18 protein-coding genes and 1 pseudogene are annotated in these 25,766 nt (G+C 41.2%); 4 read left to right on the forward strand and 15 right to left on the reverse strand.

The window, feature by feature from the left end; translation table 11 throughout:
• Positions 1-66 precede the first annotated feature (66 nt).
• From NSTCB13_RS21885 to clpB, 11 genes and pseudogenes are all read right to left on the reverse strand, one after another.
• Positions 67-720, reverse strand: coding sequence for a TIGR04282 family arsenosugar biosynthesis glycosyltransferase (locus NSTCB13_RS21885; protein ID WP_448273785.1), 654 nt, complete (start codon positions 718-720; stop codon positions 67-69).
• 32 nt (positions 721-752) lie between these two features.
• Positions 753-1,403, reverse strand: coding sequence for a pilus assembly FimT family protein (locus NSTCB13_RS21890; RefSeq protein ID WP_448273786.1), 651 nt, complete (start codon positions 1,401-1,403; stop codon positions 753-755).
• A gap of 53 nt (positions 1,404-1,456) precedes the next feature.
• Positions 1,457-2,422, reverse strand: a complete 966-nt coding sequence (locus NSTCB13_RS21895) for a glycosyltransferase (RefSeq protein ID WP_448273787.1) — start codon at positions 2,420-2,422, stop codon at positions 1,457-1,459.
• 2 nt (positions 2,423-2,424) lie between these two features.
• Positions 2,425-3,417, reverse strand: a complete 993-nt coding sequence (hpsE, locus tag NSTCB13_RS21900) for a hormogonium polysaccharide biosynthesis glycosyltransferase HpsE (protein WP_448273788.1) — start codon at positions 3,415-3,417, stop codon at positions 2,425-2,427.
• A gap of 21 nt (positions 3,418-3,438) precedes the next feature.
• Positions 3,439-4,398: a hormogonium polysaccharide biosynthesis glycosyltransferase HpsE gene (gene hpsE, locus NSTCB13_RS21905; RefSeq protein WP_445630780.1), complete on the reverse strand. Its 960-nt coding sequence runs from the start codon at positions 4,396-4,398 to the stop codon at positions 3,439-3,441.
• A gap of 173 nt (positions 4,399-4,571) precedes the next feature.
• Complete coding sequence (locus NSTCB13_RS21910) at positions 4,572-5,249, reverse strand: prepilin-type N-terminal cleavage/methylation domain-containing protein (RefSeq protein WP_445630779.1); 678 nt, start codon at positions 5,247-5,249, stop codon at positions 4,572-4,574.
• A 38-nt stretch (positions 5,250-5,287) separates the two neighbouring features.
• On the reverse strand, positions 5,288-6,304 hold the full coding sequence (gene hpsC / locus NSTCB13_RS21915) for a hormogonium polysaccharide secretion pseudopilin HpsC (RefSeq protein WP_445630778.1): 1,017 nt from the start codon (positions 6,302-6,304) through the stop codon (positions 5,288-5,290).
• Positions 6,305-6,371: 67 nt separating this feature from the next.
• A complete protein-coding gene (hpsB, locus tag NSTCB13_RS21920; protein ID WP_448273789.1) occupies positions 6,372-7,094 on the reverse strand; it encodes a hormogonium polysaccharide secretion pseudopilin HpsB in 723 nt (240 codons plus the stop codon).
• A gap of 205 nt (positions 7,095-7,299) precedes the next feature.
• On the reverse strand, positions 7,300-12,312 hold the full coding sequence (gene hpsA / locus NSTCB13_RS21925; RefSeq protein ID WP_448273790.1) for a hormogonium polysaccharide biosynthesis protein HpsA: 5,013 nt from the start codon (positions 12,310-12,312) through the stop codon (positions 7,300-7,302).
• Positions 12,313-13,151: 839 nt separating this feature from the next.
• Positions 13,152-13,274 (reverse strand): annotated as a pseudogene (locus NSTCB13_RS21930) (hypothetical protein); the annotation flags it as partial.
• On the reverse strand, positions 13,216-15,795 hold the full coding sequence (clpB, locus tag NSTCB13_RS21935; RefSeq protein WP_448273791.1) for an ATP-dependent chaperone ClpB: 2,580 nt from the start codon (positions 15,793-15,795) through the stop codon (positions 13,216-13,218). The gene clpB and the pseudogene NSTCB13_RS21930, both read right to left, overlap by 59 nt.
• A 158-nt stretch (positions 15,796-15,953) precedes the next feature.
• On the opposite strand from clpB, the gene NSTCB13_RS21940 reads away from it, so the two are divergent.
• Entirely contained in the window at positions 15,954-16,232 is a 279-nt protein-coding gene (locus NSTCB13_RS21940) for a hypothetical protein (protein ID WP_448273792.1), read from the forward strand.
• 246 nt (positions 16,233-16,478) lie between these two features.
• Here NSTCB13_RS21940 and gloA read toward each other — a convergent pair whose 3' ends face one another.
• Complete coding sequence (gloA, locus tag NSTCB13_RS21945; protein WP_322669818.1) at positions 16,479-16,913, reverse strand: lactoylglutathione lyase; 435 nt, start codon at positions 16,911-16,913, stop codon at positions 16,479-16,481.
• A 269-nt stretch (positions 16,914-17,182) separates the two neighbouring features.
• On the opposite strand from gloA, the gene eno reads away from it, so the two are divergent.
• Positions 17,183-18,472: a phosphopyruvate hydratase gene (gene eno, locus NSTCB13_RS21950; RefSeq protein ID WP_445630772.1), complete on the forward strand. Its 1,290-nt coding sequence runs from the start codon at positions 17,183-17,185 to the stop codon at positions 18,470-18,472.
• Positions 18,473-18,567: 95 nt separating this feature from the next.
• Here the strand turns inward: eno and argC are convergent, their stop codons facing one another.
• Positions 18,568-19,626 (reverse strand): N-acetyl-gamma-glutamyl-phosphate reductase, encoded by a 1,059-nt coding sequence (gene argC, locus NSTCB13_RS21955; RefSeq protein WP_445630771.1) that lies wholly within the window; start codon positions 19,624-19,626, stop codon positions 18,568-18,570.
• A gap of 317 nt (positions 19,627-19,943) precedes the next feature.
• On the opposite strand from argC, the gene ribBA reads away from it, so the two are divergent.
• On the forward strand, positions 19,944-21,617 hold the full coding sequence (gene ribBA, locus NSTCB13_RS21960; protein ID WP_445630770.1) for a bifunctional 3,4-dihydroxy-2-butanone-4-phosphate synthase/GTP cyclohydrolase II: 1,674 nt from the start codon (positions 19,944-19,946) through the stop codon (positions 21,615-21,617).
• 27 nt (positions 21,618-21,644) lie between these two features.
• On the opposite strand, the gene NSTCB13_RS21965 is transcribed toward ribBA, so the two are convergent.
• Positions 21,645-21,809, reverse strand: coding sequence for a hypothetical protein (locus tag NSTCB13_RS21965; RefSeq protein WP_448267776.1), 165 nt, complete (start codon positions 21,807-21,809; stop codon positions 21,645-21,647).
• A 127-nt stretch (positions 21,810-21,936) separates the two neighbouring features.
• On the opposite strand from NSTCB13_RS21965, the gene NSTCB13_RS21970 reads away from it, so the two are divergent.
• Complete coding sequence (locus NSTCB13_RS21970; RefSeq protein ID WP_448273793.1) at positions 21,937-23,856, forward strand: M48 family metalloprotease; 1,920 nt, start codon at positions 21,937-21,939, stop codon at positions 23,854-23,856.
• A gap of 79 nt (positions 23,857-23,935) precedes the next feature.
• Here the strand turns inward: NSTCB13_RS21970 and NSTCB13_RS21975 are convergent, their stop codons facing one another.
• Complete coding sequence (locus NSTCB13_RS21975; RefSeq protein WP_448267778.1) at positions 23,936-25,648, reverse strand: diflavin flavoprotein; 1,713 nt, start codon at positions 25,646-25,648, stop codon at positions 23,936-23,938.
• Positions 25,649-25,766: the final 118 nt, after the last annotated feature.

Here is a 25,766-nt window from a genome sequence, read left to right on the forward strand (position 1 = left end):
TTATGGAAAAGTGATTTCTATGGCTCTACCTACGCACTTTTTCAATGCGCCCCTTGATTTTGCTCCTTAAAGCGATCGCTCTATCTTTCCTGCAAGGGCTTGTTGCCAAATTGGCAGATCCTCCGGTCGGTCAACATCAGCTAAGGGCAACAAGTCTACGTATGATAAATGAAGTTTCTGGGCAATATCCACGGTTGTCTGGAATACTTGAGCAGTTCCCCACTCGATGTTAACGAATAGCTCCGAAATGGGTTGGCGCAAACCAATTAAGTAATATCCACCATCGATAGCAGGGCCAAGTACGAGGTCAAAAGCGTGTAACTTCTCAAAGGCTGTTGCTAAAATCTGGGCATTCACTCCAGGACAATCTGTACCAATGATAATCACTTTTTCTGCACCAGATTGAAAAGCATCAAAAAGCGATCGCGCCATCCGCAAACCTAGATCCCCTTCACCTTGAGATTGGTAAACCAAATCCAACCCCAGCCAGTCTTGCATGAGTTGCGAATCGCCACCTGCAAACCGTACTTCCACAGAAATGTCAATGGCTTTTCGCAATTCTTGAACCTGAAATATTGTATGCTCAGTCATTTCCCGTTGAAGATTGGCAGCACCAACATTTCCCAAAGCAGGTATCAATCGGGTTTTTGTCCTACCTGGTTCTGGATAACGGGTGAAAATAATCAGGTGCTGTTTTGGGCTTGCTGGTAAATTCAGCACAAAATACCTTATTTGAATCAGCTAAAAATATCTTAATAGCAATACTTGTCGTTTTCGTTGGCTCTTGCATGATCTTTTCCCGTCCGCATAGCCCCCAAAATTGTAGAAACATAGACACAACGTCTAGCTTTACCACCATTCAAGCTGTAAAAGGTTATCTGTCCTAATCCGCCTACTGTACACTGATTTCCAATTTCAGAGATAGGACAACCGTGATAATTAAATAAAACTCGCCACATTTGCTGTGAAGTATGTTTTTGTAAAGTTGTCTCCTTTTTTCCTTTATCGTTTTCCTCTTCATCAATGCGAATGTTTGGCTCAAGATTATGCCATAGGGTGCCATTATTTTTAACAGTATCAGAAATAAATTGTCCTGCTTCTGCCTGATGAACTGCCCATTGCACGACACCATTTTGTATGCGAAAACTGGTTTGCCTGGTTAATTTATCTTTAGTGGCTTGGCTTTGCGCTTGGCGTATAGCATAATAAACCTCATTTTGAGTAGTGTTGAGACGACGAGTCTCCACAAAAGCCAGCCAATTGGATATTCCGACCGTAGCTAATATACCAATTAATACAATAACTACTAACATCTCTGGTAAGGTAAAACCACTGTTGGAATGATTATTCTTCAAGAGATTTTTTGCATAAACTAAAGACGGTAGATGCACCAGGCTATCCATTTTTTATTATGAGAGTTTTTCAGCTATCTAGCCGTTAAACGATTTTCAGTTTTTTAGCTTTTTACTTCGCGCTGGTTAGTCATATTGTCCAGCAACGTAGGCATCAAAATGATTATGAGAATTTTTAAGAATAATTTTAAAGTAAAATTTATCCGTTGAAGTCTTGAAGAATTATTCAGAACATAATTCCATAAAAATTTAGCAGCAGTTAAAGCTTTTTGTCGATTAAACGGCTTTTGTAGAGCTTTGCATGTCAGGTATTTATATAAATTTGTCAGACTTAGATTCCAAGTAGTCTTAAGTGCTAAAGGTCTTTCCTTATATGCTTTCTCAAGCACTTGCAAGCAAGCTTTTTCTTGCCTTATCAGATTAGAAGAAACAGAATTAGCACTTATTCTGTACAATATTTGTACAGATGGTACGCATACAAAATCAAACTGGCAAGCTAATCGCAACCACATATCCCAATCTTGAGCAGCACTTAGAAATTCATCAAATCCACCTAATTTGATCAAAGCTTCTCTACGAATTAAAGGATTGGAGCCATTCTCTAAAAAGTTTGTCAGCAATAACTTTTCATAAACGTCTCCATTGGCTGTAACGTGTGTACCAGAGAGTACTATTTCCCCATTTTCATCGATATAATCAGTCCAACTGTAAGCAACTGTCGCAGTAGCGTTTTCTTGTAAAGCCTTTAACTGAGACTGAAGCTTATCAGATGTCCAAAGATCGTCCGCATCTAAGAAACTGACAAATTCTCCTACTGCAAGCTGTAAGCCTCGGTTACGACTAACGTTTCCGCCAGCATTGGTATAGGAAAATATTTTTATTCGGGAATCTTGAATTTGTGTAACAACTTCTAAAGTTGAGTCTTCTGAACCATCATTAATTACAATTAATTCTAGATCGCTCAAAGTTTGATTTAGAACAGATTTAATTGTATGATGAATAGTATTTTCACTATTATAAGCGGGTATAATTACAGAAACTTTCGGTAAATGTTGACTATAGTTAATCATTATTACAGAGCTAATTTATTTTTTAATCCTTTGCGCAAATTAGATTTTAAGTAGTAAAAAGGACTCATCATACTAGCCAAGTAAAATTCCATTTCAAAAAGTGCAATTAAATTACTTTTCAATTCTCCTCTATACCGAATACGGTGCTTTAATACTCGGCGTAAATTTCCTAAAATAGTTTTTATAAACACTATTGGTTTTTGCCAATTTTGAGTATTTATCAAGCTTAACTGGAAAATACACAAGCCACAACCGCGTGCCAGAGTTAAGAGATAATCTTTCTCAAGTCGCCAGCGTGGTATTTGATGATAAGTATGCATGGCAGGATTATACCAAATCTGCCAGCCTGCATAATGTATATAAAGCAATGGTTCATAGTCATCACCCTGTACCAAAATACCAGGCAGCTTCCCACTTAAATTAGGTCGCTGTGGTACATTTTCACACCATACCTGTTTCCGAACAACAAGTGCCGCACCAGGAGGAAGTCTTAAATTATCTGCGTCAAATAAATATGGATTTGAACCATGTTCTCTGATAGCTAAAAAAGCTTGAATTCTTTCAAAATTTTCTGGTGGATTTACTTCAAAATCACCATGAATCTGTCCACTCCAAGCACCTGCTTGAGGATGCTCTAATCCAAAGGTATATGCTTCTGATAACCAATCAGGTGCAGGTAGATTATCATCATCTAAAAATGCGATTAACTGCCCTTTAGCTTCACGTACTGCTCGCAATCTCGCAAAAGCTGCTCCCTGTTCGGTTTCTAAAAAATATCTTAAATTACAGTTTCCATTATATATTTTTTGGTAATTCTGAATAATTTCAAATGTATTATCAGAACTATTATTATCCACAATAATAATTTCCCAGTTAAGTTGCTCTACTCCTGTCTGGGTTAATAGCTTATCCAAAATTTTAGGTAAACGGGTTGCCCCATTGTATGCAGGAATGGCTACGCTAATATCTAAATTTTCATCTGTTAATTCAGTCATAATGTCTAATGTTTTAATAATTTATTTTTTAAAGTATCCATTTTTCCAAAGATAAAAAGGACTAATGAAACTACTTAAAAAAAGTTCCATTTCGCAAGCAGCTACCAAATCATCTTTTAGATGAGTTCGATATTTTAGTAAGTGCAACGTAATTTTACGTAAGTCATTTAGCATATAAGATAAAAGAGCAAATGGTCTATATATTTGTTTAATATTTACCATTCTCGTTACACAACGGCTAAGTCCAATTCCTCGAAAAAATGGAATCAAATAATCTTTTTGCAAACGCAATTTTGGTATTTTGTGTGATATTTCCATTTCTGGGTTGTACCAGATTTCCCATCCTGATTTTTGGATGTAAGACAACATTTCTAAATCTTCACTGGTAAGCATATTGCCTTTAACTCTACCAGTTAAAATCGACTTATCTGGTACACTTTCTAACCATGCTTGTTTACGGACAACAAGTCCGGCAGAAGGAGGTAGTAATTTTTTAGATGCTTCATATAATAGCGGTAGATTTCCCCGCTCTGTAATTGCTAAGAATGGAGCAATTCGCTTAAAGTTTTCCGGTGGTTCTACTTCCCAGTCTGGATGAATTTGGCTGCCATAAGCTCCAGCTTTAGGATATTTTTCACCAAAAGCATAAGCTGCGACTACCCAATTTGATACTGGGTAGTTGTCATCATCTAGAAAACCTATGAATTTCCCTTTAGCTTCTGCAACTGCCTTTTTTCGAGCATAAGCTGCGCCTTGTTTTGCTTCAAAGCAATACTTTAAAGGATAAGGACATCGCCAATCTTTTTGATAGGTTTGAACAACTTTAGCTGTATTATCAGTGCTGTTATTGTCTACAACTATAATTTCCCAAGATAAATTTTCGGTGTGAAGTTGGTTTTTTAGTCGTTCTAGTAGTTCAGGCAAACGACTTTCACCGTTATAAGTTGGGATAGCTACAGTAAAGTCAAGGTTCTCAGTCATTTTCCGAAAAGTATATTTTGATGATGACGCTTTTTATTATGTTCAGGCAATGGCTCTTAAATAACTCTATCAAATATTAAAACTGCACATGATGTTTCAATTTTGCTATCAACGTGCAGTTTTATGTTCAGCAATATTACGTATTTTTAAACAAATCTTGGTATTTAAATTACTTAACTGCAATTATTATCTTTTGCTGTCACCATTGAGCCTAAGAGAGTTTTCACAATGACACATCGCTTTACGCTACTAGGCGATGTAGGATTTGCAGAGCTTGGTACAGCTACCACTATTTGTAACCCAGATGTTCCAAGGCTTGCATTGGGTAAAGTTCCCATATAGTCAAAAGTAATTTTTGCTGATGCATTTAAAGAATAGGATACAGTAGAATCGGCAGTGTTTTCAGTAGTGCTATTTAGATTTGTACCTAGCAAAAATTTATCAGAGCTAACCCCTACATCCGTTCCTAAAGGCTTCCATGTGCTGATTCCAATATCGGTACGATAAATAGCAACCTCTTGGGTTGTGCTATTTTTCCGAAAACTGACACTGTAGCTAAGTTTTTTGTTTTTAGCTTCGCGCTGTGCTTCTTGAAGTGCGGCGAAAACGGCGTCGTTAAACTTATTTATCCGTTGCCGATTTACAAAGGCAGCCCAACCAGGAGCTGCGATCGCTGCTAAAATTCCTACTAGCAGCAGTACTACTATTAACTCTATAAGACTAAATCCAGCATCTTGTTGCTTGTAGCCATTAGTAGAGGGTCTATTTGCTAAATATTGCTGCTTTAGCTTTGTTTTTCGGCTGTGCGACTGGAAATAATTTAATAGTCTGAAACTAAGAATATTTGCCATACTATCCTGCTTTTAGTAATCTTTGTCAAAGATAGAAGCTATTTGGTAAAGATAAAGCTACTTCCTTGAACCTTAATGTTTGCACTCGGAAAATAACTAGATTTACTCTGTGCGTAACGTGCTTTAGTTTCATCTTGTATTAAACGAGCTTGTGCATTACCCCTTAAATAAACTTCCGCAGCACTCCTATTATCTGCGCTAACTGAATCTACACAAGCATAAAAGCCTCTTCTAGCAAGGTTTGCGACTGCTGGAACTTGACTAAAGCCAGTAGAACAAGTCACTGTTGCTGTAGCTGTTGGGGTTTCCTGTGCTGTTGTTGTTTGATCTATAAAATCAACCAACACCACAGGAACTTGATCGTAACTCCCTCCTCCTGCCCAACTATTCATTTTTGCTTGTAATGTTATGCCTTTTTGTGACAAGTCAAATGGTTTAAAACCTTTATCTGGACATGGGAGATATTTGTCGGTTGCAGCAAATCCAGCGCAAGTCTCTGTAGCAGCAGTATTTGGAACGCCATCTTTAATTTCCCATCTAGCGATGCGTGCAGCGTTAGACCAAGTAGTATTAGTATCTTTAATTAAATAGTAGGCAACTAATGAGTAAACAAAAGTATCATCTTTTTGAGTACTTGTAATTGTAATTTTTTGACTAAGTAACTCTCGTTTCCAAAAGACAAGCACAGGAACTTTATCTGTTCCGTTAGGTAGTTGATTCCCAGTTGTACCTGCATTTGGGCAAGTGTTATCGGTACTAGCATCAACAGTACCGCTTAGACAAGCAATTCCAGTAGCATCATATATATATATTGCTTGTTGGAGATCGCGAGTAATATAATCTAGTGCAGCTTTAATTTCTTGCTCAGAGTTTGCTTTGGCTTGTTCCTGACCATCAGTGTTTAAAATACTAATCATAAAACTTAGTAACGGCGTAATTACTAAAAATGCAATCAGCATAGCCACCAATAATTCAATCAGGGTAAAACCACTATTTTTATTTTGCTTGTGAGAGGGTTTTAGCTGAGTACTTAACAGCCACCTCAATATATTCATTTTGCTACAGATTCTCCTTTGTGACTAATACTGAGTCATGAAATTATTTATGTTTATCGGGTTAATTTTATGGTGGAGGTTGACAACCACCAAGGCGATCGCATAAAGCGTTATAGGAGCTTTGACCCCTAACAATTTCAGTTGTCATTTCTACTAGGGGTGCTTTGCGATCGCCTAGTCCCCCGGTGAATGTTGCTGCTGTTTTTCCATTGCTATCACTACTTTTTTTCAAGCTACCAGTACCGATGAAGGCATCTGAACGGTATACCCGAACTCCCAAACGATAGCTTTGACCGCTATCAATTTGAGCGCTACTTGTGCTGATAGTTCCAACTGCATTGCCAAAAGCCTGGATGTAAAACTGAACTGGACTGGTTGTTTTGTAGGTTGTACAGTCGCTTGGTAGATTTATTTTGCCATCATTGTGAAAGCAATACAAACTAGTTGCGTCTGCGGGAACAGCCGCACTACTAATTAAATAGTCGCCACTGGTAGTTGAGCTAGATACTGTTCTAGGTGCAGCAGCAGTTGCAGCACTAAGTGAAGTAGTATTTGATACTTGAGCTTCTGAGATTGTTTTAGACTTAATAGCATCAATGAAGGCTTTAGCCGCTCCTGTTGCCAATTCGACTCGTTTAGCTTGCACGCGAGTTGCTGTTGACATTACTAAGACAGGTGCGATCGCTACCAGCAAAATGGCAACTACGAGGATCGCCACAAGCGACTCAATGATCGTAAAACCAGAATCGTTGGACTGAGCAGATAATTCTTGTAGTTGGCGTGGGTTCATACTCTATTTCTTAATAAGGCTATGTTTTAAAGTAATTTGCGATCGGGTGTAATATATTCGTAACCTCACTTCCATTCCTCTCCCCTTGTAGAGGAGAGGCTTTGAATTTTCCCCTTTCCCTATTAGGGAAGGGGGCTAGGGGGTTAGGTCTGTTAACGTGGTTTATTCACCCAAAAAGTGCTGTCAAAACTCTCATTCAAACACTTTAGGATGGTTGGAGTTGGCAGTTAGTAGGACGTTCAGTTGCTGGTAGTGCAAATTTAAAACCACTGCCAAAGTAAGTAGTGTCCGCAGTATCAAACCCATCCGATGTTTGAGTTTGTACACCACACAACAAAGTTTTCACCCAAAGGTCATCGCGACCTACTTCTCTGAAGTATTCATTCGGGGGATCTGCTGCTGGAGTTACAAAGCGCTGGGCAAACAAGTCGGGGTTTTGCGCCAATAACGCCACATCAAAACCCCAGTTACGATTAGGAGGCATATAATAAGGCGCTTCACCACTAGGATTAGTAATGTAAGTACTATCTGATGTGTAACCAGGTCTATCAGAATACAAAACTCTGAAAAAGATACTGTTATTCTTGGCAAGGCTAGCAGCATCAGTATTATTAGGGTCAGAAGTGGTTGCAGCAGGAGTTGTTGGTCCTGGTCTAACAAGAGCTTGGAATGGTGCAGTAGCATAGATACTGCGTTTAAATTGGATGAATGAACCGTTGATATTGGCATCAATGCCATCCCAGTTTTCTAAGAAGCGCACAAAGTTATGCAAACCCCCATTGATTTCGTAGGTACTTGAACTCACACGAGCCGGAGTATCACCACCCGCAACTACTAGATTAAAATTGGTTGCACTTGCCTGAGACAACCATCTAGTGTTTTTAACGACACTAGATGATCCTGCTAAAGAGGCGTAATTTTGAGTATCAGATGGTGCTGCGGTTGTTACCTGTAATTGCAATACAGGTTCAAATAGCGGCTGGTATGACGCATCTCTGGCGGGTGAAGCAGGGTTGAATAGTGACGCGTCTGTGGCTCCAGGAAAATCCCTAAGCGAACCAGAAGCCGGTAGTTTGGGGTATCTGTAGAATACACGATTAGTATTGTTGTATTTGATCTCGTTTATGGGGGACGGTGGTGGGCTAGTAGAAGTATTTATTGTGGTTGCAAACCATAGAGCATTAGAATTTAAGTCAGGTATACTAAGTGGGCTGACTACTGCACTTGCTCCAGTGCCTATGATAATTAGCGGCAATTCTGCTACTATACCTAATTTAATACCTAGTGGAATGGGAGTAGCATTAGTAAAAATTATGGCATTATTACTAATATCAACAAGCTTGGCAAAATCAGCATTAGTCGTTGCTACATTATATTTGCGTTTGAACGCAACCCTACGAGCAAATCCTTCAAAACCAGCCCTTGGCGATCGCGCAGTTGTACCAGCTAAGAGTCTGGTAAGATCGGTTACACCTACTACTTCACTAGACCTTTTGAGGATTTCTGTGTCTTTATCTAAAGCATTGCCTGTATTACTATCACTATCTAAACCCACATACCAGTCACCCGGTTGACACTCTGAAACTGGTATCTTGAAGCACATCTCCATTACATACTCTGGGAAACTTCCTCGACGCTGAATGGGCGTGACGAAGTTGTTCACGTAAGAACTGTTATTGTTTGCTGAGTCAGTAGAAGTGGGAGTACCTGTGTAGTAGGCATCACCACCAGAGTCAGTCAAGAATTTAGATGAAGTGAGAAAGTTGTTATTCCAGAAACCTACCTTCAGTCGGCTGAGTACGACGTTAGGATCGCTGCCTTGGTTATTTCGCAAGTCGTAATCACCCTCATTGCGGAAACCTTCACGGAAGTTACCAGATAGCAAGGTAACAGCATCGGCAATTACTGATGCTGGTCGCCAAGTTTCGCCTGTTGTGCAATTGGGTAGTCTAGGGTCACTAGGCCGACAAGCAAAGTCAGGATCGCGATTTGCCGCAGCACGAGTGTAAAATTTAGTATCGTAGGTAGCAACGCTGGGAGCAGGTAAAAGATCCGGGGTTTTGAATTCTTGTTTAGTGTGCAGATTAAAATCGCCTTTAACATACACTGGTAGCTCAGTTGCTAAAATTAAGCCTTTTTCTTCTGCTCTGTAATTAGTTTGGCGACTCAAGTTACTGCCATTAATCAACATAATGGCGTTAGGGGGTCGCCGTTCTGGATCGAGATTGTAGTCACTAGCGCTGATATTTTCACTAGTTGGGTTACTGCGATCTTTTTGAGCATCATCACGAGAGGCATAGATAATGCCGCTATTGGGCAATAGATATTCATTATCCGATGCAGCGCCGATTGCTTGTGTGCGAAGCTGACCTAAATTTATGGTAGTGGCACGAATTTCGAGAGGCTGACGCTGTTCAACTTCTAAATTGTAGTTTCCAGTTAATGTACCGCCTTTATCTATAGCTTTAATTTGTCGGGCATCAAGAAATGCAGTTTCTTTGATTGCGCCATCAGGAATGTAGGTAGTACTCCGACTCAGAGTGCCATCAGCAATCTGTATTGCACAGATAGTAGAGTCAATTGCTGATTGCTCAGAGAGAGTGAGTTTACTGGTAGTTGCTTTTGCCAGTGCTTGCCGTAGTAGAGGATTCACAAGGCGACCATTGGGAAATACCAAGTTAGCTTGATATTTCAAGCGATTTAGCAAAGTTACACCAGTGTTAGTCACATCATCAGCATTAGCCGCAGGTGTAAAAAAACCATTGGCATCTACTGTTTGTCCTCTAGTTATACCATCAGATGCAGTAGCGGGAGCAGCATAAACAAGCCCATTGTTAGATGCTGCTGCTGTTGTCGAATCAAGGGGATTATAGGTGTTTGTAGTTGCTGTTGTCTGATTAGTAGGGTTGTAGTAGCTACTTACACAGGCCATGGGTGTTTGATAATCGTCTGGTGTACTCGCCTGAGGACTATAGGAATCAAACTTGTAGTGATACACTACCGTGGCACGCATTACCAAATCACCACGTTTTTGTTTACTCGCATTCAGTGGATCGGTCGGATCGGATACAACCATAGGCATAGTATCAGGCCAGACTACAGTGCCATAACTTTCGTTGATTCCCGACGTGCTTGGATCGTCAACCAGTTCGGGCTTTCCTCCTCGTGTTGGAAGAGTAGGTTGGACGAGTGCTCTTAGTCCAGAACCTGTAGGTGTATATACTCCTGCACCTGTAATCACCCTCAATCCACCGACCACATCAAGGGGATTAGATCGGGGTGAAGCGGCTGAAATTTCCCAAAAACCATCACGTCCTGTTACCCCTAAATCTGATAACTGTCTGACGCGAGTGGTACGAGTTCGATCTTTGGTAGTGCTACTTGTCCACTTCACAGCAGGAGTGATGGCTTGAGGTTCATCATCTCCTACAAAGTCTCCTTTTGTGTTGTCCCATATAAGTTCAGGCAAATTGTTGCCTACTACGATGCGATCGCCTAATTCTGTTTCTATTACAGGAGTATTATCTACAACGTCTGGATCTCTGGTAGGTAGTTGCGCTGTATTTAGTGTTAGTGTTGTATTGGTATCTGTTGGATAAATCCAGGCATCCATTGGACGTAGCGTATTAACAGAACCTTTCATAAAGGTTGCTGCATCTGTTATATAGTCGTAATCAGTAGTGCCAGTTTTTATAATAGCAGAAGTACCATAAGGAACTTCTTTAAATGGTACACGCCTAGTACGCTTACGGAACCAGTTTTCTAATTCTTCCTTACGTACTTTAGTGGAATCTAAGCTTGGATCGTTTAGAATCCGGTTAGTTATATTAGTTCTGATGTCTTGAGGATCTGTAGTAGCAGCATTGTTAAGTTGTGCCTTTACTAATAAGTCTATGCGTTGAGCATAAGCCTGAGTGTTATAGGCAATGTCATTTGAGTTATTTGAGGTAGTTTTATTAGTAGGCGCTAAAGTTTTATTTGTAGTAGGCGCACCATTTTCTACAAATAAATCTACGTATGTTCCACCTGTATTACTTGTACTGATTGGACTACTAGTTGCAATATTGCCGCCAACAACTATCTTGCTATTTTCTCGTTCGTAGTAACATGAATACCTACTACTGACCTGAAATAGAGTTATATTTTCACTAGTTTTAGCAGTAAATAAGTTACTGTTGGTAAAGATACGTCCATTGAGACGGAATCGAGGCCCTGGTGTAATATCTAAGTCATCTTCATAAACAACGGCATTATTAGTAATAGAAACTTGACTACGATCTTGTTGCATTTCTAATGCCGAGAAGCCCTTATTACCTCGATACTTCTCATATTTGGTTGTATCAAGAGAAGTAGCTTGAGCAATATCACTAATGGGAACCGTGACTGCATATACGAAAAAGCTTTTTTTCAATTCGCCAGTTGGTAGTTTATACCAACCCGAACTTCCTACTAAGCTGGCACTAGTATCACCAGCTACGTCACAAGCTCCACCTGCCTTAGCTGGTAGCATCGGAGGGGTTCTAGCATCTAGTGGACTTCTACTTCGGAGTGTACCAGTTTGGGGGGGAGTACGGAAGTAGATACCATAGAGAATAAAGCTATCAAATTTACCGTTATTATCTGTATCGGCAGGAAATTTCCAGGCTGTTTGTATGCTTTCTTGATTTTCTAAAGCCATACTACTACTTGCTTCAATTGTAGTATTTTTATTAAGGTTATAAGCCAGAGTTATAGGAGTTTCATCACCAAATGTATAGATAGAAAGTTTATTAACTAAGGTATTGTATAGGGTTAGATTTGATGGGACAGAACGTGGTAGAGTCGGGTCAGCAAACAGTGCACTTATTTTGGCTTTAGCCCTGTCTAAAGCAGGGGTAGCGGCTTGCATTGTCGCTTCATTCACGCGGACATTACTAGCATTTTTGGAACGCTCAAAAGACCGAAATAAAATTGCAGTTGTTAACAGTACGACTACCAAAACTACCATCGCTACTGTTGGCAATACAAAGCCAGAATTAACCGAACCGCGTCTTCTTTGAGTACCAGAGATAGTTCGTAAAAGCCAAATAATTTGCTTATTAATTGCAGATAAAAGCTGCTTGCTAATTTTTCTGAAGGTTTTTTGAATTACCTTGAATAGCCGACGTTTTATAGACATATCTGCTTCCCAATCGAGTGGATTATGCGAATTTTCTATTTTTTCAAAGTTCTCACTCATGCCTATCAAGTATTTTTACAGGCATTACATGACACGAGATTTATCTAACGATTACATTTTGCTTTACTAACTTCCAAACTAAAGTAGCTATAAAAAGCCAGATAATTTATTAAAGTTATATCATTTATGAATGGTTCATTTTATCCGGTAAATACTGATTTTTTCAGAATTATTTAGTTAAAGTCTGATAAATAATAAGAGCATTAGTTCACAGTAGATTTGCGTAAATGTGTTTTATTTGAAGACAAATTTATGAAGATGTTGTCAGCAGAGTAGGCTTATAATACCCATCTGTTAAAGGAAAGATATCAATTAGGGGCAAAATGATCGGATGTGCAGCTTAGATTCCCGACTTCTTTAATTAAAAAGTCGGGAATCTTGTTGTTCAGATTGCTTTGATTAATTACTAATTACTCATTAGTACACCTTGGCGTAAATCCTACTACCACCTTTAAAGACAAGCAAGCTTCTGCCACAAGGTAGGCAAAATTAACGTGAGTTCAATGAACCTCTCGCGGACAACCTCCCTCTCCCACGGATCAAGGGAGGAGCAACGAGAAATTAGGGTTTTGGCTCCCCTCTCCGTGTCGGAGAGGGCTTGTCGAACTCACATAAAATTAGTACCTTGTGGCAGAAGCTACTAGGCATCATAGATGCAACACGCAGTTACATTAATCTTAAAAAGATGGTTAGAAACCGCAACTATACGGGGTTTACTCACATCCCTGGGTTTCAAACCCTCAATTATTCTTAGATTTTGTTTGTGTATCCAAGCCAGTTTGGTCTTCTCCCTACAGCTTTTGGGTACGTCCCGTTGAGTGAAGGGGAGACACTAGGTGCTATGTAGCAATTTGTGGTACTGATACCTTCACCAGCATTTTTTTGCTAAAAGACAGACCGTTTTCATTTTTGTCGATGATAATCGTGTCTCCAGAGATAAAAGTATTTTCCAATAATTTGGTGGCGAGGGGGTTTTCTACTTCTCGCTGAATTGCTCGTTTGAGTGGGACGGGCACCGTAAACTGGGTCATAACCTGATTCGACAAGGTGATCGCAAGCTGATTGGGATATCTCAAAGAAGATTTTTTGCTCGCGCAAGAGATTTTCTACCCGTTTGAGTTGAATGCGGATGATCTGCCTCATTTCAGTGCGACTGAGGGCATGGAAGAGAATGATATCATCAAGGCGGGTGAGAAATTCTGGGCGGAAATGCGATCGCAAAGCATCCATTACCCGCTTTTGCATCGTTTCATACTTGGAATCATCACCAGATATATCCAAAATATGTTCGCTACCAATGTTACTGGTCATCACAATGACGGTGTTACGAAAATCTACCGTCCTTCCTTGAGAGTCAGTAACTCTCCCATCATCCAACACCTGCAATAAAATGTTGAACACATCGGGGTGCGCCTTTTCCACTTCATCCAACAGCACCACTGAATAAGGACGGCGGCGAATCGCCTCGGAAAGTTGACCGCCTTCTTCATATCCTATATATCCTGGAGGCGCACCCACTAAGCGAGAAACTGAGTGTTTTTCCATATACTCAGACATATCCAAGCGCACCAAGGCATCATCAGAATCAAAGAGAAACTGAGCTAAAGCACGGGCGAGTTCGGTTTTACCCACACCTGTGGGGCCCATGAATAAAAATGAACCAATGGGACGAGAGGGATCTTTCATCCCCGCACGGGCGCGGCGAATTGCGGCTGCTACTGCTTCTACAGCCTCTTCTTGCCCAATGACTCGTTGATGCAAATGACTTTCTAATTGCAGTAATTTTTGTCGTTCCGATTCCAACAGGCGATTGACGGGAATTCCTGTCCACTTAGCGACGATTTCGGCAATATCGGCTTCGGTAACTTGTTCTCTGAGTAACGTGGAACCTTGGTTTTGAATTTCTAAAAGACTCGTTTCTTTAGCTTCACGCTCGTGCTGCACTCCCTCCAATTTGCCATACTTTAGTTGGGCAGCTTTATTTAGATCGTAGGCGCGTTCCGCCTGTTCAATTTGCACTCGCAGTGCATCTTCTTCTTTCTTTAAGGCGCTTATCGCCTCCAATAGCTGCTTTTCGCCTTGCCATTGCTCATTAAATATTTGCTGTTTTTCCGTTAAATTGGCGATTTCTTGTTCAATGCGCTGCAAACGTTCTTTCGTTTGGGGAGTACCCTTTTCTTCGCCAGCTAATGACAGCTTTTCCATTTCTAACTGCATGAGGCGGCGATCGATGGTTTCCAATTCAGCTGGTTTGGAGGTAATCTCCATTTTCAACTGTGCTGCTGCTTCATCTACTAAGTCAATAGCTTTATCTGGTAAAAAGCGATCGCTAATATAACGTGCTGACAAGGTTGCTGCTGCTACCAACGCCGAATCAGAAATTTTGACGTTGTGATGCACTTCATAGCGTTCTTTCAACCCCCGCAGAATGGAAATAGTATTTTCCACACTTGGCTGATCGACAAATACTTGTTGAAAGCGGCGTTCTAGGGCAGCATCTTTCTCAATGTGTTTGCGGAACTCATCGAGGGTAGTTGCGCCAATACAACGCAATTCTCCCCGCGCCAGCATTGGTTTGAGCAAATTTCCGGCATCCATTGCCCCTTGTTGGCTAGAACCTGTACCGACTACGGTATGTAGTTCGTCAATAAACAAGACAATTTGACCGTTAGATTCCGTAACTTCTTTGAGGACAGCTTTTAGGCGTTCTTCAAATTCTCCTCGCAATTTTGCCCCAGCAATTAAACTACCGATATCTAAAGAAATGAGTTGGCGGTTTTTCAGAGATTCTGGAACATCACCGTTTACCATCCGTTGTGCTAATGCTTCGGCGATCGCTGTTTTACCTACCCCAGGTTCGCCAATGAGTACGGGGTTATTTTTGCTACGACGAGACAATACTTGAATTACCCGTCGAATTTCGTCATCTCGCCCAATTACTGGGTCGAGTTTTCCCGCTTTTGCCTGTTCTGTCAAATCTCTGCCAAATTTTTGTAAGGCGTCATAGCGGGATTCTGGGGTTTGATCTGTGACTTTTTGGCTACCGCGAATAGTTTTGATCGTAGCTTCGAGTTTAGGTGCATCCGCATTAAAGCCTTTGAGTATTTTTCGTCCAATGCGATCGTCTTCAGCAAAGGCCAAAAGTATGTGTTCCACAGAAATGTAGGAATCTTTCATCCTAGCTCTAGCTTCCTCGGCTCGGTCTAGTAAAATATCTAAACTGCGGCTAAGGTAAAGCTGATCGCTTTTACCAACTTTCGGCTGGCGTTGGGTAAAGGCTTCTAGCTGCTGTTGCAAGCGGATTGGATCGACCTCAGATCGAGCTAGGATACGTATTGCTAGACTAGTGGGTTCTTCTAATAGGGCAATAATTAAATGTTCAACATCTAGTTGCTGTTGTTGATAAGCACGGACTATATCCTGAGATTTAACAATTGCTTCCCAGGCTTTATCAGTAAATTTATTTGGATCTGTAGGTTGCATCTTTAGAATTTTAGAATTTGGATTTTTAGTTTAAGGATTGGGGATTATTAAAGGGAGTAGGGAGTGGGGAGTGGTTGTAACCCTACTCCTTAATACCCAGATAATTATCCAAACATTCTGGGCGGATATCCGCGTGTATCTCCGGTGGCAATTTGGGATTGGCAATTGATGATAGTTTAATCCATTGCCTATTTCCTAATTTAAAACGAAAATACTGTTATGAGCAGACTTTCCCCGATGGTGTTATTGGAGCGATGTCTACTACGGGCTATGACGCTCTCTACGAGACGCTCTTGCTAGCTTGCAACTCTTACAGAGTACGCGGACTCGCTCTAAGCGAAGCCATGCCGAAGGCTTTACGCTTCGCTATTAGTGTTGCTCATCAAGGGCAGTATTGGGGTAATACTAATAGGATTTACGTAGAGGAGATCCCCTAACCCGCCTAAAAAGGGAAAAGTCTCGTGCATCTGGGTTTACTGACACGAGACGACAGTGTGCAGGAAAAATCAATCTCTCTCTAGCTCAACTTTTTAAGGCATCACTGTGGATTTTCCTATGGCTCTTAAGCACAAATTACTGCCCAGATTCCCGACTCCTTAAAGAAGTCGGGAATCTGAATCCAGCTTAGATAAATGACATTCCACCCTACTGGATAATTAATTTTTTGGAAATCCCCGATCGAATTATTGACTCACAAGTTGCTCTTGTGATTCCTGTTTGACTGCCGAACCTTGAGTTCCCAATTGAATCAGTTCAATTTTATACCCATCAGGATCTTCCACAAAAGCAATTACCGTCGAACCATGTTTCATTGCTCCTGGTTCGCGCACGACTTTACCGCCCTGAGTGCGAATTTCTTCACACGTAGCGTAAATATCATCAACGCCAAGGGCAATGTGACCGTAAGCATTACCTAATTCGTACTTTTCCACACCCCAGTTGTAGGTTAGTTCGATTACCGAGTTGTCGCTTTCGTCACCATAGCCAACAAAAGCCAAGGTAAATTCTCCACCTGGATAATCTTTTCGGCGCAGCAGTTTCATTTTGAGAATTTCACAGTAGAACTTTAAAGATTCTTCAAGGTTGCCCACCCGCAGCATTGTGTGTAGTAATCGCATATTGACCTTTTCTCTGTAATTGATTTAGTGTTATTCTCTGCAAACATTTTACCTAGCTCAAAGTCTTAAGGTAAAAATGCTGTCACAGAAAGAATTAAAAGCCGAGAGGACAGAATAAACAATTACCCATTCTGGGCATTGCTCCCTATCCCTATAATGGAAATCTTCTTTAATCTCAGCCGAGAAAGTCTCTTAACCACCTATGCTAGCGATTGGGTTAGGCAACTGGACTGGATGCGTAACACACTCGAATAAAGGATAAAGTACAGATGAGTAAATTTCTAGATACTGCCATTGAGGCGATCGCAGCTCGTGAAATTCTTGATTCACGCGGTAGACCGACAATTGAAGCCGAAGTGCATTTAGCTAACGGTGTTGTCGGATTGGCGCAAGTTCCTAGTGGTGCTTCTACTGGCAGTTTTGAGGCTCACGAACTGCGTGATGGCGATAAAAGCCGTTATGGGGGCAAAGGCGTACTCAAGGCAGTACAAAACGTCAAAGAAGCATTTGCACCACAATTGTTAGGCTTGGATGTCCTAAATCAAGAACTGCTAGACCGCACAATGATTGCGATCGATGGTTCTACTAACAAATCCAATTTGGGGGCTAATGCAATTTTGGGGGTTTCCTTAGCAGCTGCTAAAGCTGGTGCTGAGTCTCTAGAAATTCCTCTATATCGCTATTTGGGTGGCCCTTTAGCGAATTTGCTCCCAGTACCGTTGATGAACGTGATTAACGGTGGCGCACACGCATCAAACAACGTGGATTTTCAAGAGTTTATGATTGTCCCAATTGGTGCAACTTCCTTCCGAGAAGCATTGCGCTGGGGTGCAGAGGTGTTTGCTACTCTCAGTCAAGTATTAGATGAAAAAGGTTTGCTTACTGGTGTGGGTGATGAAGGTGGCTTTGCTCCTAACCTAGAATCTAATCAGGTGGCTTTGGAATTGCTGGTTGCTGCCATTCAGAAAGCTGGTTACAAGCCAGGCGAACAAGTTGCTTTGGCGCTGGATGTGGCGGCTAGCGAGTTTTACAAGAATGGTCAGTATGTTTACGATGGTAAACCTCACGCCCCGGCTGAATTTATTGATTATTTAGGACAACTAGTTGACCAATACCCAATTGTGTCAATTGAGGATGGCTTACACGAAGAAGATTGGCAAAGTTGGCAATTACTGACCCAGAAGTTAGGTTCGCGGGTGCAGTTGGTAGGGGATGACTTGTTTGTAACGAATGCTACGCGCTTGCAAAGAGGCATCCAAGAAAAAGCCGCTAATGCCATTTTGATTAAACTCAATCAAATTGGTTCTCTCACCGAAACCTTGGAAACAATTGATTTGGCAACTCGCAACAGTATCCGTTCAGTAATTAGCCATCGTTCCGGTGAAACTGAAGATACAACGATCGCTGATTTAGCTGTAGCAACCCGTGCCGGTCAAATCAAAACAGGTTCTCTGTGTCGCAGCGAACGAGTAGCAAAATATAACCGCTTGCTGCGAATTGAAGATGAACTAGGCGATCGCGCCGTTTATGCTGGTGCTGTGGGGTTAGGGCCGAAGTAGGGAATAGGGAATAGGTTACAGGTTACAGGGAATAGGTATTTTCTGTCCCCTGTCCCCTGTCCCCTGTCCCCTTTTCCCTTTCCCCTTTCCCCTAATCAAGGATAAAACCCCAACTTGGGCAACCCCAAGGTTTCATCCCAGCCCATCATCAGGTTCAGACACTGAATAGCTTGGCCCGCCTGTCCTTTAATTAGATTGTCAATTGCTGACATGACAATTACGCGACCCGTGCGTGGGTCAACTTCTACACCGATGTAACAAAGATTGCTGCCGTTAGCCCACTTGGTTTGAGGGTAAACGCCGCTACCGCAGACTTTTACCCAAGGAGAGTTGCGGTAGAAGGCTGAGAAAATTGTGATTAAATCATCTCGTACTAGACCAGGGTCGCTCATTGTGGCATATACTGTTGCCAAAATACCGCGTACCATTGGGATAAGGTGCGGTGTAAATTGAATCATAAGTTCGTGACCAGCTAAGTCACTGCAAATTTGCTCAATTTCTGGGGTATGACGGTGACGAGCAACATTAAAAGCTGTTATGGAGTTGTCGGCTTCAGCTAGTAATAAGTTGGTTTGAGCCTGCCGTCCGCTGCTAGATGTGCCAGACTTGGCATCGATAATAGCTGTTTCTGGTCTGATTAAGCCTTGCTTTAAAAGTGGCGAAAGTGCAAGAAGACTAGCAGTGGCATAGGAACCGGGACAGCCAATAAGTTGAGCTTCGGCAATGCGATCGCGATAAAGTTCTGGTAATCCATAAACTGCTGTGGCTGCGATTGTGCGATCGCTTCTCTCTGTACCATACCAATTGGTATAAGTTGTCAAATCACTAAACCGATAGTCTGCACTCAAATCTAGTACTTTACATCCTTTTTCCAAAAGTTTGGGTGCGATTTGGCAAGCCAGACCATTTGGTAAAGACAGGAAAACTACTTCACAGCGGTGAGCAATTATTTCTGGTTCTACTGCCTCTATTAGCAGGTTAGTTGCATGAGCCAGATGCGGGTAGAGATCCCCAAAGGATTTCCCAATACTAGTCTCACCTCCTAAATAAACCATTTCGACTTCTGGGTGATCCATCAGTAGTCGTACTAACTGCACTCCACCATAGCCCGACGCGCCAACAATCCCAACGGGTACGCGTCTAAATTTGCCCATGATCCCAAATCCTTATCCCATGAATGGTTAATTCGTTCTCAGCTATCAACAATATCAGCGACCAGACGCGCAGCGCACAAAAGGTCTTAAACCCCTCTACTTTGTTCTTTAGAAGATGGGGGAGCAAACAAATGATTATTATGCTTCCTCATCTCCTTCGTACTTTACTGTCGCTGCACTTTATCGCCATTTTTAATGGCAAAAATTTTTGCCCCGTTATCAAATCATTGCTAGTCTACTTCTCTGCCTTATAAAGGAGCTACAATCTAAAAGAAGAAATTGTTAAAAAAATTTACGTTTATAGCTGGAAATCTTCTGTGTCACAGCCTAATCCTACCCAAGCTTTTAAATTTGATTCGATTGATGCCGCTTTAGCAGACCTAAAAGCTGGTCGCGTCATTGTAGTGGTAGATGATGAAAATAGAGAAAATGAAGGCGACTTAATTTGTGCTGCCCAATTTGCTACACCCGACATGATTAATTTTATGGCGGTGGAAGCAAGAGGACTCATTTGTTTGGCAATGACAGGCGATCGCTTAGACGAGCTAGACTTACCCTTGATGGTAAGCAACATTACAGATACTAACCAAACTGCTTTTACTGTCAGTATTGATGCCGGGCCAGAATTAGGTGTCACTACAGGCATTTCAGCAGAAGACCGCGCCCGCACTATCCAGGTTACTCTCAATCCAGCCACAAAACCTACCGATTTGCGTCGTCCTGGTCATATTTTTCCGATTCGGGCTAAAGCTGGAGGCGTACTCAAACGCGCAGGACATACGGAAGCGGCTGTTGACTTAGCGAGATTAGCAGGGCTATACCCGGCGGGTGTAATTTGTGAAATTCAAAACTCCGATGGTTCAATGGCGCGGTTGCAGCAGTTAGTTGAATACGCAAAACGTCACAATTTAAAAATTATTAGCATTGCGGATTTAATCAGCTATCGCCTACAGCACGATCGCCTAGTGTATCGTGAGGTAATTACCAAACTGCCTAGTCAATTCGGTCAGTTTGAAATTTACGCCTATCGCCATACTCTGGATAATACAGAACACGTTGCAATTGTCAAGGGCGATCCAGCTAATTTCAAAGATGAGCCAGTGATGGTGCGGATGCACTCAGAATGTTTAACTGGTGACGCTTTGGGTTCTTTACGCTGCGACTGTCGGATGCAGCTTGTAGCTGCACTGAAAATGATTGAGTCTGCTGGTCAAGGTGTAGTTGTATACCTGCGTCAAGAAGGGCGGGGAATCGGCTTGATTAACAAACTCAAAGCCTACTCTTTGCAGGATATGGGACTAGATACAGTAGAAGCAAATGAGCGTTTGGGATTTCCTGCTGACTTGCGAGACTACGGTATGGGGGCACAAATGCTCATGGATTTGGGCATTAAAAAGATTCGTCTGATCACCAATAATCCCCGCAAAATTGCAGGTGTCAAGGGTTATGGGCTGGAAGTAGTCGATCGCGTGCCATTGTTAATTGAGGCAAACGACTACAATTCCTATTATCTGGCGACAAAGGCGAAAAAGCTGGGTCACATGCTGTTACAAACTTATCTGGTGACAGTGGCAATCCACTGGCAAGATGACCCGGAAGCTGTGACGGAACGTTATGAACGCTTAGAAAAACTGCGACACTTAGCCAGAAGTAACGATCTATTGTTACAGGAAGAAGCGCGTCCCTTGGCGATCGCTATATTTGACGAGCCATCTTTAACAGTACACTTGGGTTTCGATCAGGCAAAAGTTGCTAGCTGTGATTGGTATCAGCAGAGTGGTCATCCTTACATACAGGCAATCTTCCAAATTCTGGATAACCTAGCAACCGTGCCTTACATCCAGAAACTAGAATTTCTAATTTCTTCTGGTTGCGATCCTTTGAGTAATTTACAAGTCCAACTAGATCGGCAGACATTCGCGGATGGTACACTGCCTTCATCGATTAGCGATCGCTTGGAGACGCAACAAATTTACAGCTTTAGCAAATAGCCACAGATTATATTATCTAGCGGTGCATTAGGCGCTCATGTCATATTTTTCGTGACAAACTACATCAAAAAATGCGCCGCTTGCGATCGCTTGATGCAACGGGGTTGTTAGCCAATAATAATTTATAGAGTGTACTTCATCATCAAAGATGACTGCCAGAGAATTGCTGAAATACAGTTTCGGCTTCTTCAAGGCTGATACCGTGCTTCTTCAAATTTGCGACTACTTTTGATTTATCCCACTCGAACTCCATGACCAGATCGTATCCGATTTAGGGAATTCTAAACAAAGAAATTTGTTTAACAGGGAGTCGTCTAAAATGCTTTGGAATACAGCTCAGTTCGATAGTTTGATTGAGCGTACAGAGATATTTGCTCGAAAGCATCCCAATTTATATAGATTACAAGTAGCTCTGTTCGCCCTTCTGGGTTATGGATATCTACTGTTTATGCTTGTCTTTTTACTATCACCAGCAATTTTAGTACTTGGGTTGGTGATACTCAAGCAGCCTTTCAATATTTGGGCATGGTTTTATGTAATTATTATTAGTTTTCCTGGAGTTCAGTTTGCTATAGGAACTCTACCAGCTCTGTTGAGAAATAGTTCGCCAATTTATGGAAAATGTCTAAGTCGCTCCCAGTTTCCAAAACTATTTAGCTTGATTGATGAATTACAAATCAAAGTCAAAGTTACTTCCTTAAAGAAAGTTTTACTGACGGCGGAATTTAATGCTTCTGTTATACAATCTCCTAGACTAGGGATATTTGGTTGGTATGATAATTATCTTATTTTGGGGCTTCCTTTAATGGCATCTCTATCGTGCGATGAATTAAAGGCTGTTTTGATTCATGAATTAGCACATTTGTCAGGAAATCATTCTCAATTTGATAAATGGATTTATTTGTTGCGACAAACTTTAGCAGATACTGTTAAACACATGCAGCAAGTCAATGAAGGACATCCCTCTATCTTCATTACACCTTTTGTTAAATGGTACATTCCGTTTTTTAATGCTTATTCGTTTGTACTTGCTCGAATTAATGAGTATGATGCTGACAAGTGCGCTCTTAAGTTAGCAGGATCTAAAACTTGTGCTGTGTCACTTATTAAAATGCAGTTAACAGGTGGATTTGCATTGCATACTTTTTGGCCTAATCTATACCAGCAGGTAGAACATAAACCACAACCACCTGCTGATGCATACACCAAACTACTAACAGCTTTATTCCAACCCAATAACTTACAGGAAAGTTATAAGTTTCTTAAACAAGCTTTAGCTCGCAAAACCAATAATATAGATACCCATCCTTGTCTGAATGAACGTTTGAAAATACTAGGTTTTACTTCAGTTTCTCAGAAACTTCTTTCACAGTGTTTTGTGCTTCAAGAAAATGCCGCAGAAGTGCTATTGGGTAAACAGGCATTGCAAGAATTTACCCTTGATTTAGATAAGGTTTGGAAACAGCAAATAGAGAGTTACTGGAGACAACGTTATGCAGTTGTACAAGAAGTTTTGCAAGAAATCAAAATCTTGGAAGAAAAGGAAACTCAGGATAATTTAAGTTTAGAAGATATCTGGAAGTTAGCTAATTTGAATTTAGAAGTAAACAAAGAAGAATTAGCTATGCAAAGGCTATATCAGTTATTGATCGTGGATTCGGATAATGTGAGCGTACATTACTTGCTAGGACAGATTTTGCTCAAACAAGATAATTTGGATGGAGTACAGCACCTAGAAACGGCTTTAAGCCAAGATGTTAGTTTAACAAATCATTGTCTACAAATTCTGTGTGAATTGTTTTGGCAACGTGGTGAAGTAAAAAAATATAACTATTATCGGGATAGGCTAGATGCTTTTAATGAGCAATTGAGCAAAGCTAAGAAGGAACGTTCTGCTGTGAGTCATCAAGACACTTTCTGTCAGCACGGATTAGAAAAAACTGAAATACGCAAAATTTGCACTTTGATATCCCAATGTCCTCAAGTTAAAAAAGCTTTCTTAGTGCAAAAAGTTATGAATCACTTCTCGAATATACCTTTTTTTGTTCTGGGAATTGTTCGCCACTCAAGCTTCCTTCGACTAGAGTCTAGTGATGCTGATTTAGAGCTAACAACAATTTTAAAAAAGAAACTCAACATTCAGCACAATTGGGAGATTATAGTCATGGCTAATGGCAATTCAAAAGTTATCAAAAAGATGCAACAAATAAAACAATCTCTTATTTATTACAAACAGTAATTTTGCGAGATTAAAATTACTGTTTTGGATTTTAGATTTTAAATAATTCATCAATTCATCCAAAATCCAAAACGCTGAATTAATAATGAGTTGCTGACTTGCGATGATGCACAGCTGTAACGCCATCTGTATCTAGCAATTTGCCACTCTCAACTGTCGCATAAACTAGCCAGTGGTCGCCAGATTCCATTCGGTTTTGTACGGAACATTCGAGATATGCTAGAGCATCCGTAAGTATGGGAGAACCGCTTTCAGCTTCTTCGGCGGCGACATCAGTAAATCGGTCTTGTCCTGGGCCAAAAGGTTTGAGGAAGTGCTTCATCAATCCCAAGTGATTCCCTTCTTTAAGAATATTCAGGACAAATTTGTTTCCTGTATGGGTCAGTGTTTCTACTGCGCGGTCTTTGGCGACGGCGATGGTTAAACCAGGTGGACTAAAGCTAGCTTGAGACACCCAAGAAGCTAACATGGCACTGGAGCGATCGCCTTCTTTGGCTGTGAGAACGCAAAGAGAACCGACAATCCGACCAACTGCTTGTTCTACATTTGTTGCAGGTTGACTTGGCGATCGCACTTTTCTAGCTTTTTTGAGTGCTTGGGCAAAGTCGGTTCCAGCTTCTTCACACAATTGTAAGGTAGCATCGTCGGGTTTGAATTTGACGCGGATTGTATCAAAACCAAATCGATAGCCAGCATCTTTTAATTTACTTTCAATTAAATCAACCGCTTCTCCACTCCAGCCAAAGGAACCAAAAGCACCAGCGAGTTTATTGTTAGTGGCGGTGGATAGGACAATTCCTAAAGCTGTTTGTACAGGTGTCGGTGCATGACCACCGAGAGTAGGAGAACCGATGATGAAACCACCGGCTTTTTCCACAGCCGCCCGGATTTCTTCTGGTTCAGTAAACTCGCAGTTAATCGATTCTACGGCAACGCCAGCTTTTGTAATGCCACGAGCGATCGCTTGGGCTAATGTGGCTGTATTTCCATAAGCTGATGCATAAATCAACGCTACTGTCAAGTCAGCAGAAGTTTGCTGTTGACTCCATTCTCGATAAGCTTTGGTCAGGTCGATTAAGCCATAGCGTACCAGAGGGCCGTGTCCAGTGGCATACATTCGCACGGGGAAATCAGCTAATTTCTCCAGCGCTGTTTCAACTTGACGAGCGTGGGGAGCCATCAGGCAATCAAAATAATAGCGCCGATCCTCGTTATATACTTCCCAACCTTCATCAAATACCTGATCTCCACAAACGTGCGCCCCAAATAACTTATTTGTGTAGAGAATTTCTGTTTGCGGGTCGTAGGTACAAAGTTGATCTGCATAGCGAGGATTAGGAGTGGGAATAAATTGTAAATTATGCCCATTACCCAAATCTAGAGTTTCTTCGCCGCGCATCACAAGAATTTGCAAATCTGAATTTTCCAGCGCCGCACGTAAATTTCTCGCTCCTGGATTAGAACACACAAAGGTGATTTGCGGGGCAATTTCTAACAAAGCTTTTAAAGTTGCAACACGGTTAGGATTTACGTGTCCCAAAATTACATAATCTAAATCTTCAAGATGGAAACGTTGCTGCAAAGCTTCTAAATAAATTTGCGTAAAGGTTTCCCCTGGAGGATCGATTATCGCGGTTTTCTCACTTTCGATTAAATAAGAATTAGCAGTTGTACCCTTAGCAAGAGCATATTCAATTTCAAATCTCAGCCTTGACCAACTGCGCGATCGCAGTACTCTTGTATCTGTAGCAATGGGAAAAACTTGAACGTCACGGGGTTTATTTTTTGACATAGGTAAAACAATTTTAGATTTTAGATTTTAGATTTTGGATTGTTAATTAAAGATCCAAATTCTGGATATTAAGTAGGCATGGGTATACTAAACAAATGCTTTATTGAGTGGTTATGGA

The organism is Nostoc sp. DSM 114160, assembly GCF_053470305.1.

What these genes read in the sequence shown, in the direction of transcription:
- NSTCB13_RS21890 (WP_448273786.1), bottom strand. Translation starts at nt 1,403, where the DNA reads ATGGATAGCCTGGTGCATCTACCGTCTTTAGTTTATGCAAAAAATCTC.
- NSTCB13_RS21895 (WP_448273787.1), bottom strand. Translation starts at nt 2,422, where the DNA reads ATGATTAACTATAGTCAACATTTACCGAAAGTTTCTGTAATTATACCC.
- hpsE (WP_448273788.1), bottom strand. Translation starts at nt 3,417, where the DNA reads ATGACTGAATTAACAGATGAAAATTTAGATATTAGCGTAGCCATTCCT.
- hpsE (WP_445630780.1), bottom strand. Translation starts at nt 4,398, where the DNA reads ATGACTGAGAACCTTGACTTTACTGTAGCTATCCCAACTTATAACGGT.
- NSTCB13_RS21910 (WP_445630779.1), bottom strand. Translation starts at nt 5,249, where the DNA reads ATGGCAAATATTCTTAGTTTCAGACTATTAAATTATTTCCAGTCGCAC.
- hpsC (WP_445630778.1), bottom strand. Translation starts at nt 6,304, where the DNA reads ATGAATATATTGAGGTGGCTGTTAAGTACTCAGCTAAAACCCTCTCAC.
- hpsB (WP_448273789.1), bottom strand. Translation starts at nt 7,094, where the DNA reads ATGAACCCACGCCAACTACAAGAATTATCTGCTCAGTCCAACGATTCT.
- hpsA (WP_448273790.1), bottom strand. Translation starts at nt 12,312, where the DNA reads ATGAGTGAGAACTTTGAAAAAATAGAAAATTCGCATAATCCACTCGAT.
- clpB (WP_448273791.1), bottom strand. Translation starts at nt 15,795, where the DNA reads ATGCAACCTACAGATCCAAATAAATTTACTGATAAAGCCTGGGAAGCA.
- gloA (WP_322669818.1), bottom strand. Translation starts at nt 16,913, where the DNA reads ATGCGATTACTACACACAATGCTGCGGGTGGGCAACCTTGAAGAATCT.
- eno (WP_445630772.1), top strand. Translation starts at nt 17,183, where the DNA reads ATGAGTAAATTTCTAGATACTGCCATTGAGGCGATCGCAGCTCGTGAA.
- argC (WP_445630771.1), bottom strand. Translation starts at nt 19,626, where the DNA reads ATGGGCAAATTTAGACGCGTACCCGTTGGGATTGTTGGCGCGTCGGGC.
- NSTCB13_RS21970 (WP_448273793.1), top strand. Translation starts at nt 21,937, where the DNA reads ATGCTTTGGAATACAGCTCAGTTCGATAGTTTGATTGAGCGTACAGAG.
- NSTCB13_RS21975 (WP_448267778.1), bottom strand. Translation starts at nt 25,648, where the DNA reads ATGTCAAAAAATAAACCCCGTGACGTTCAAGTTTTTCCCATTGCTACA.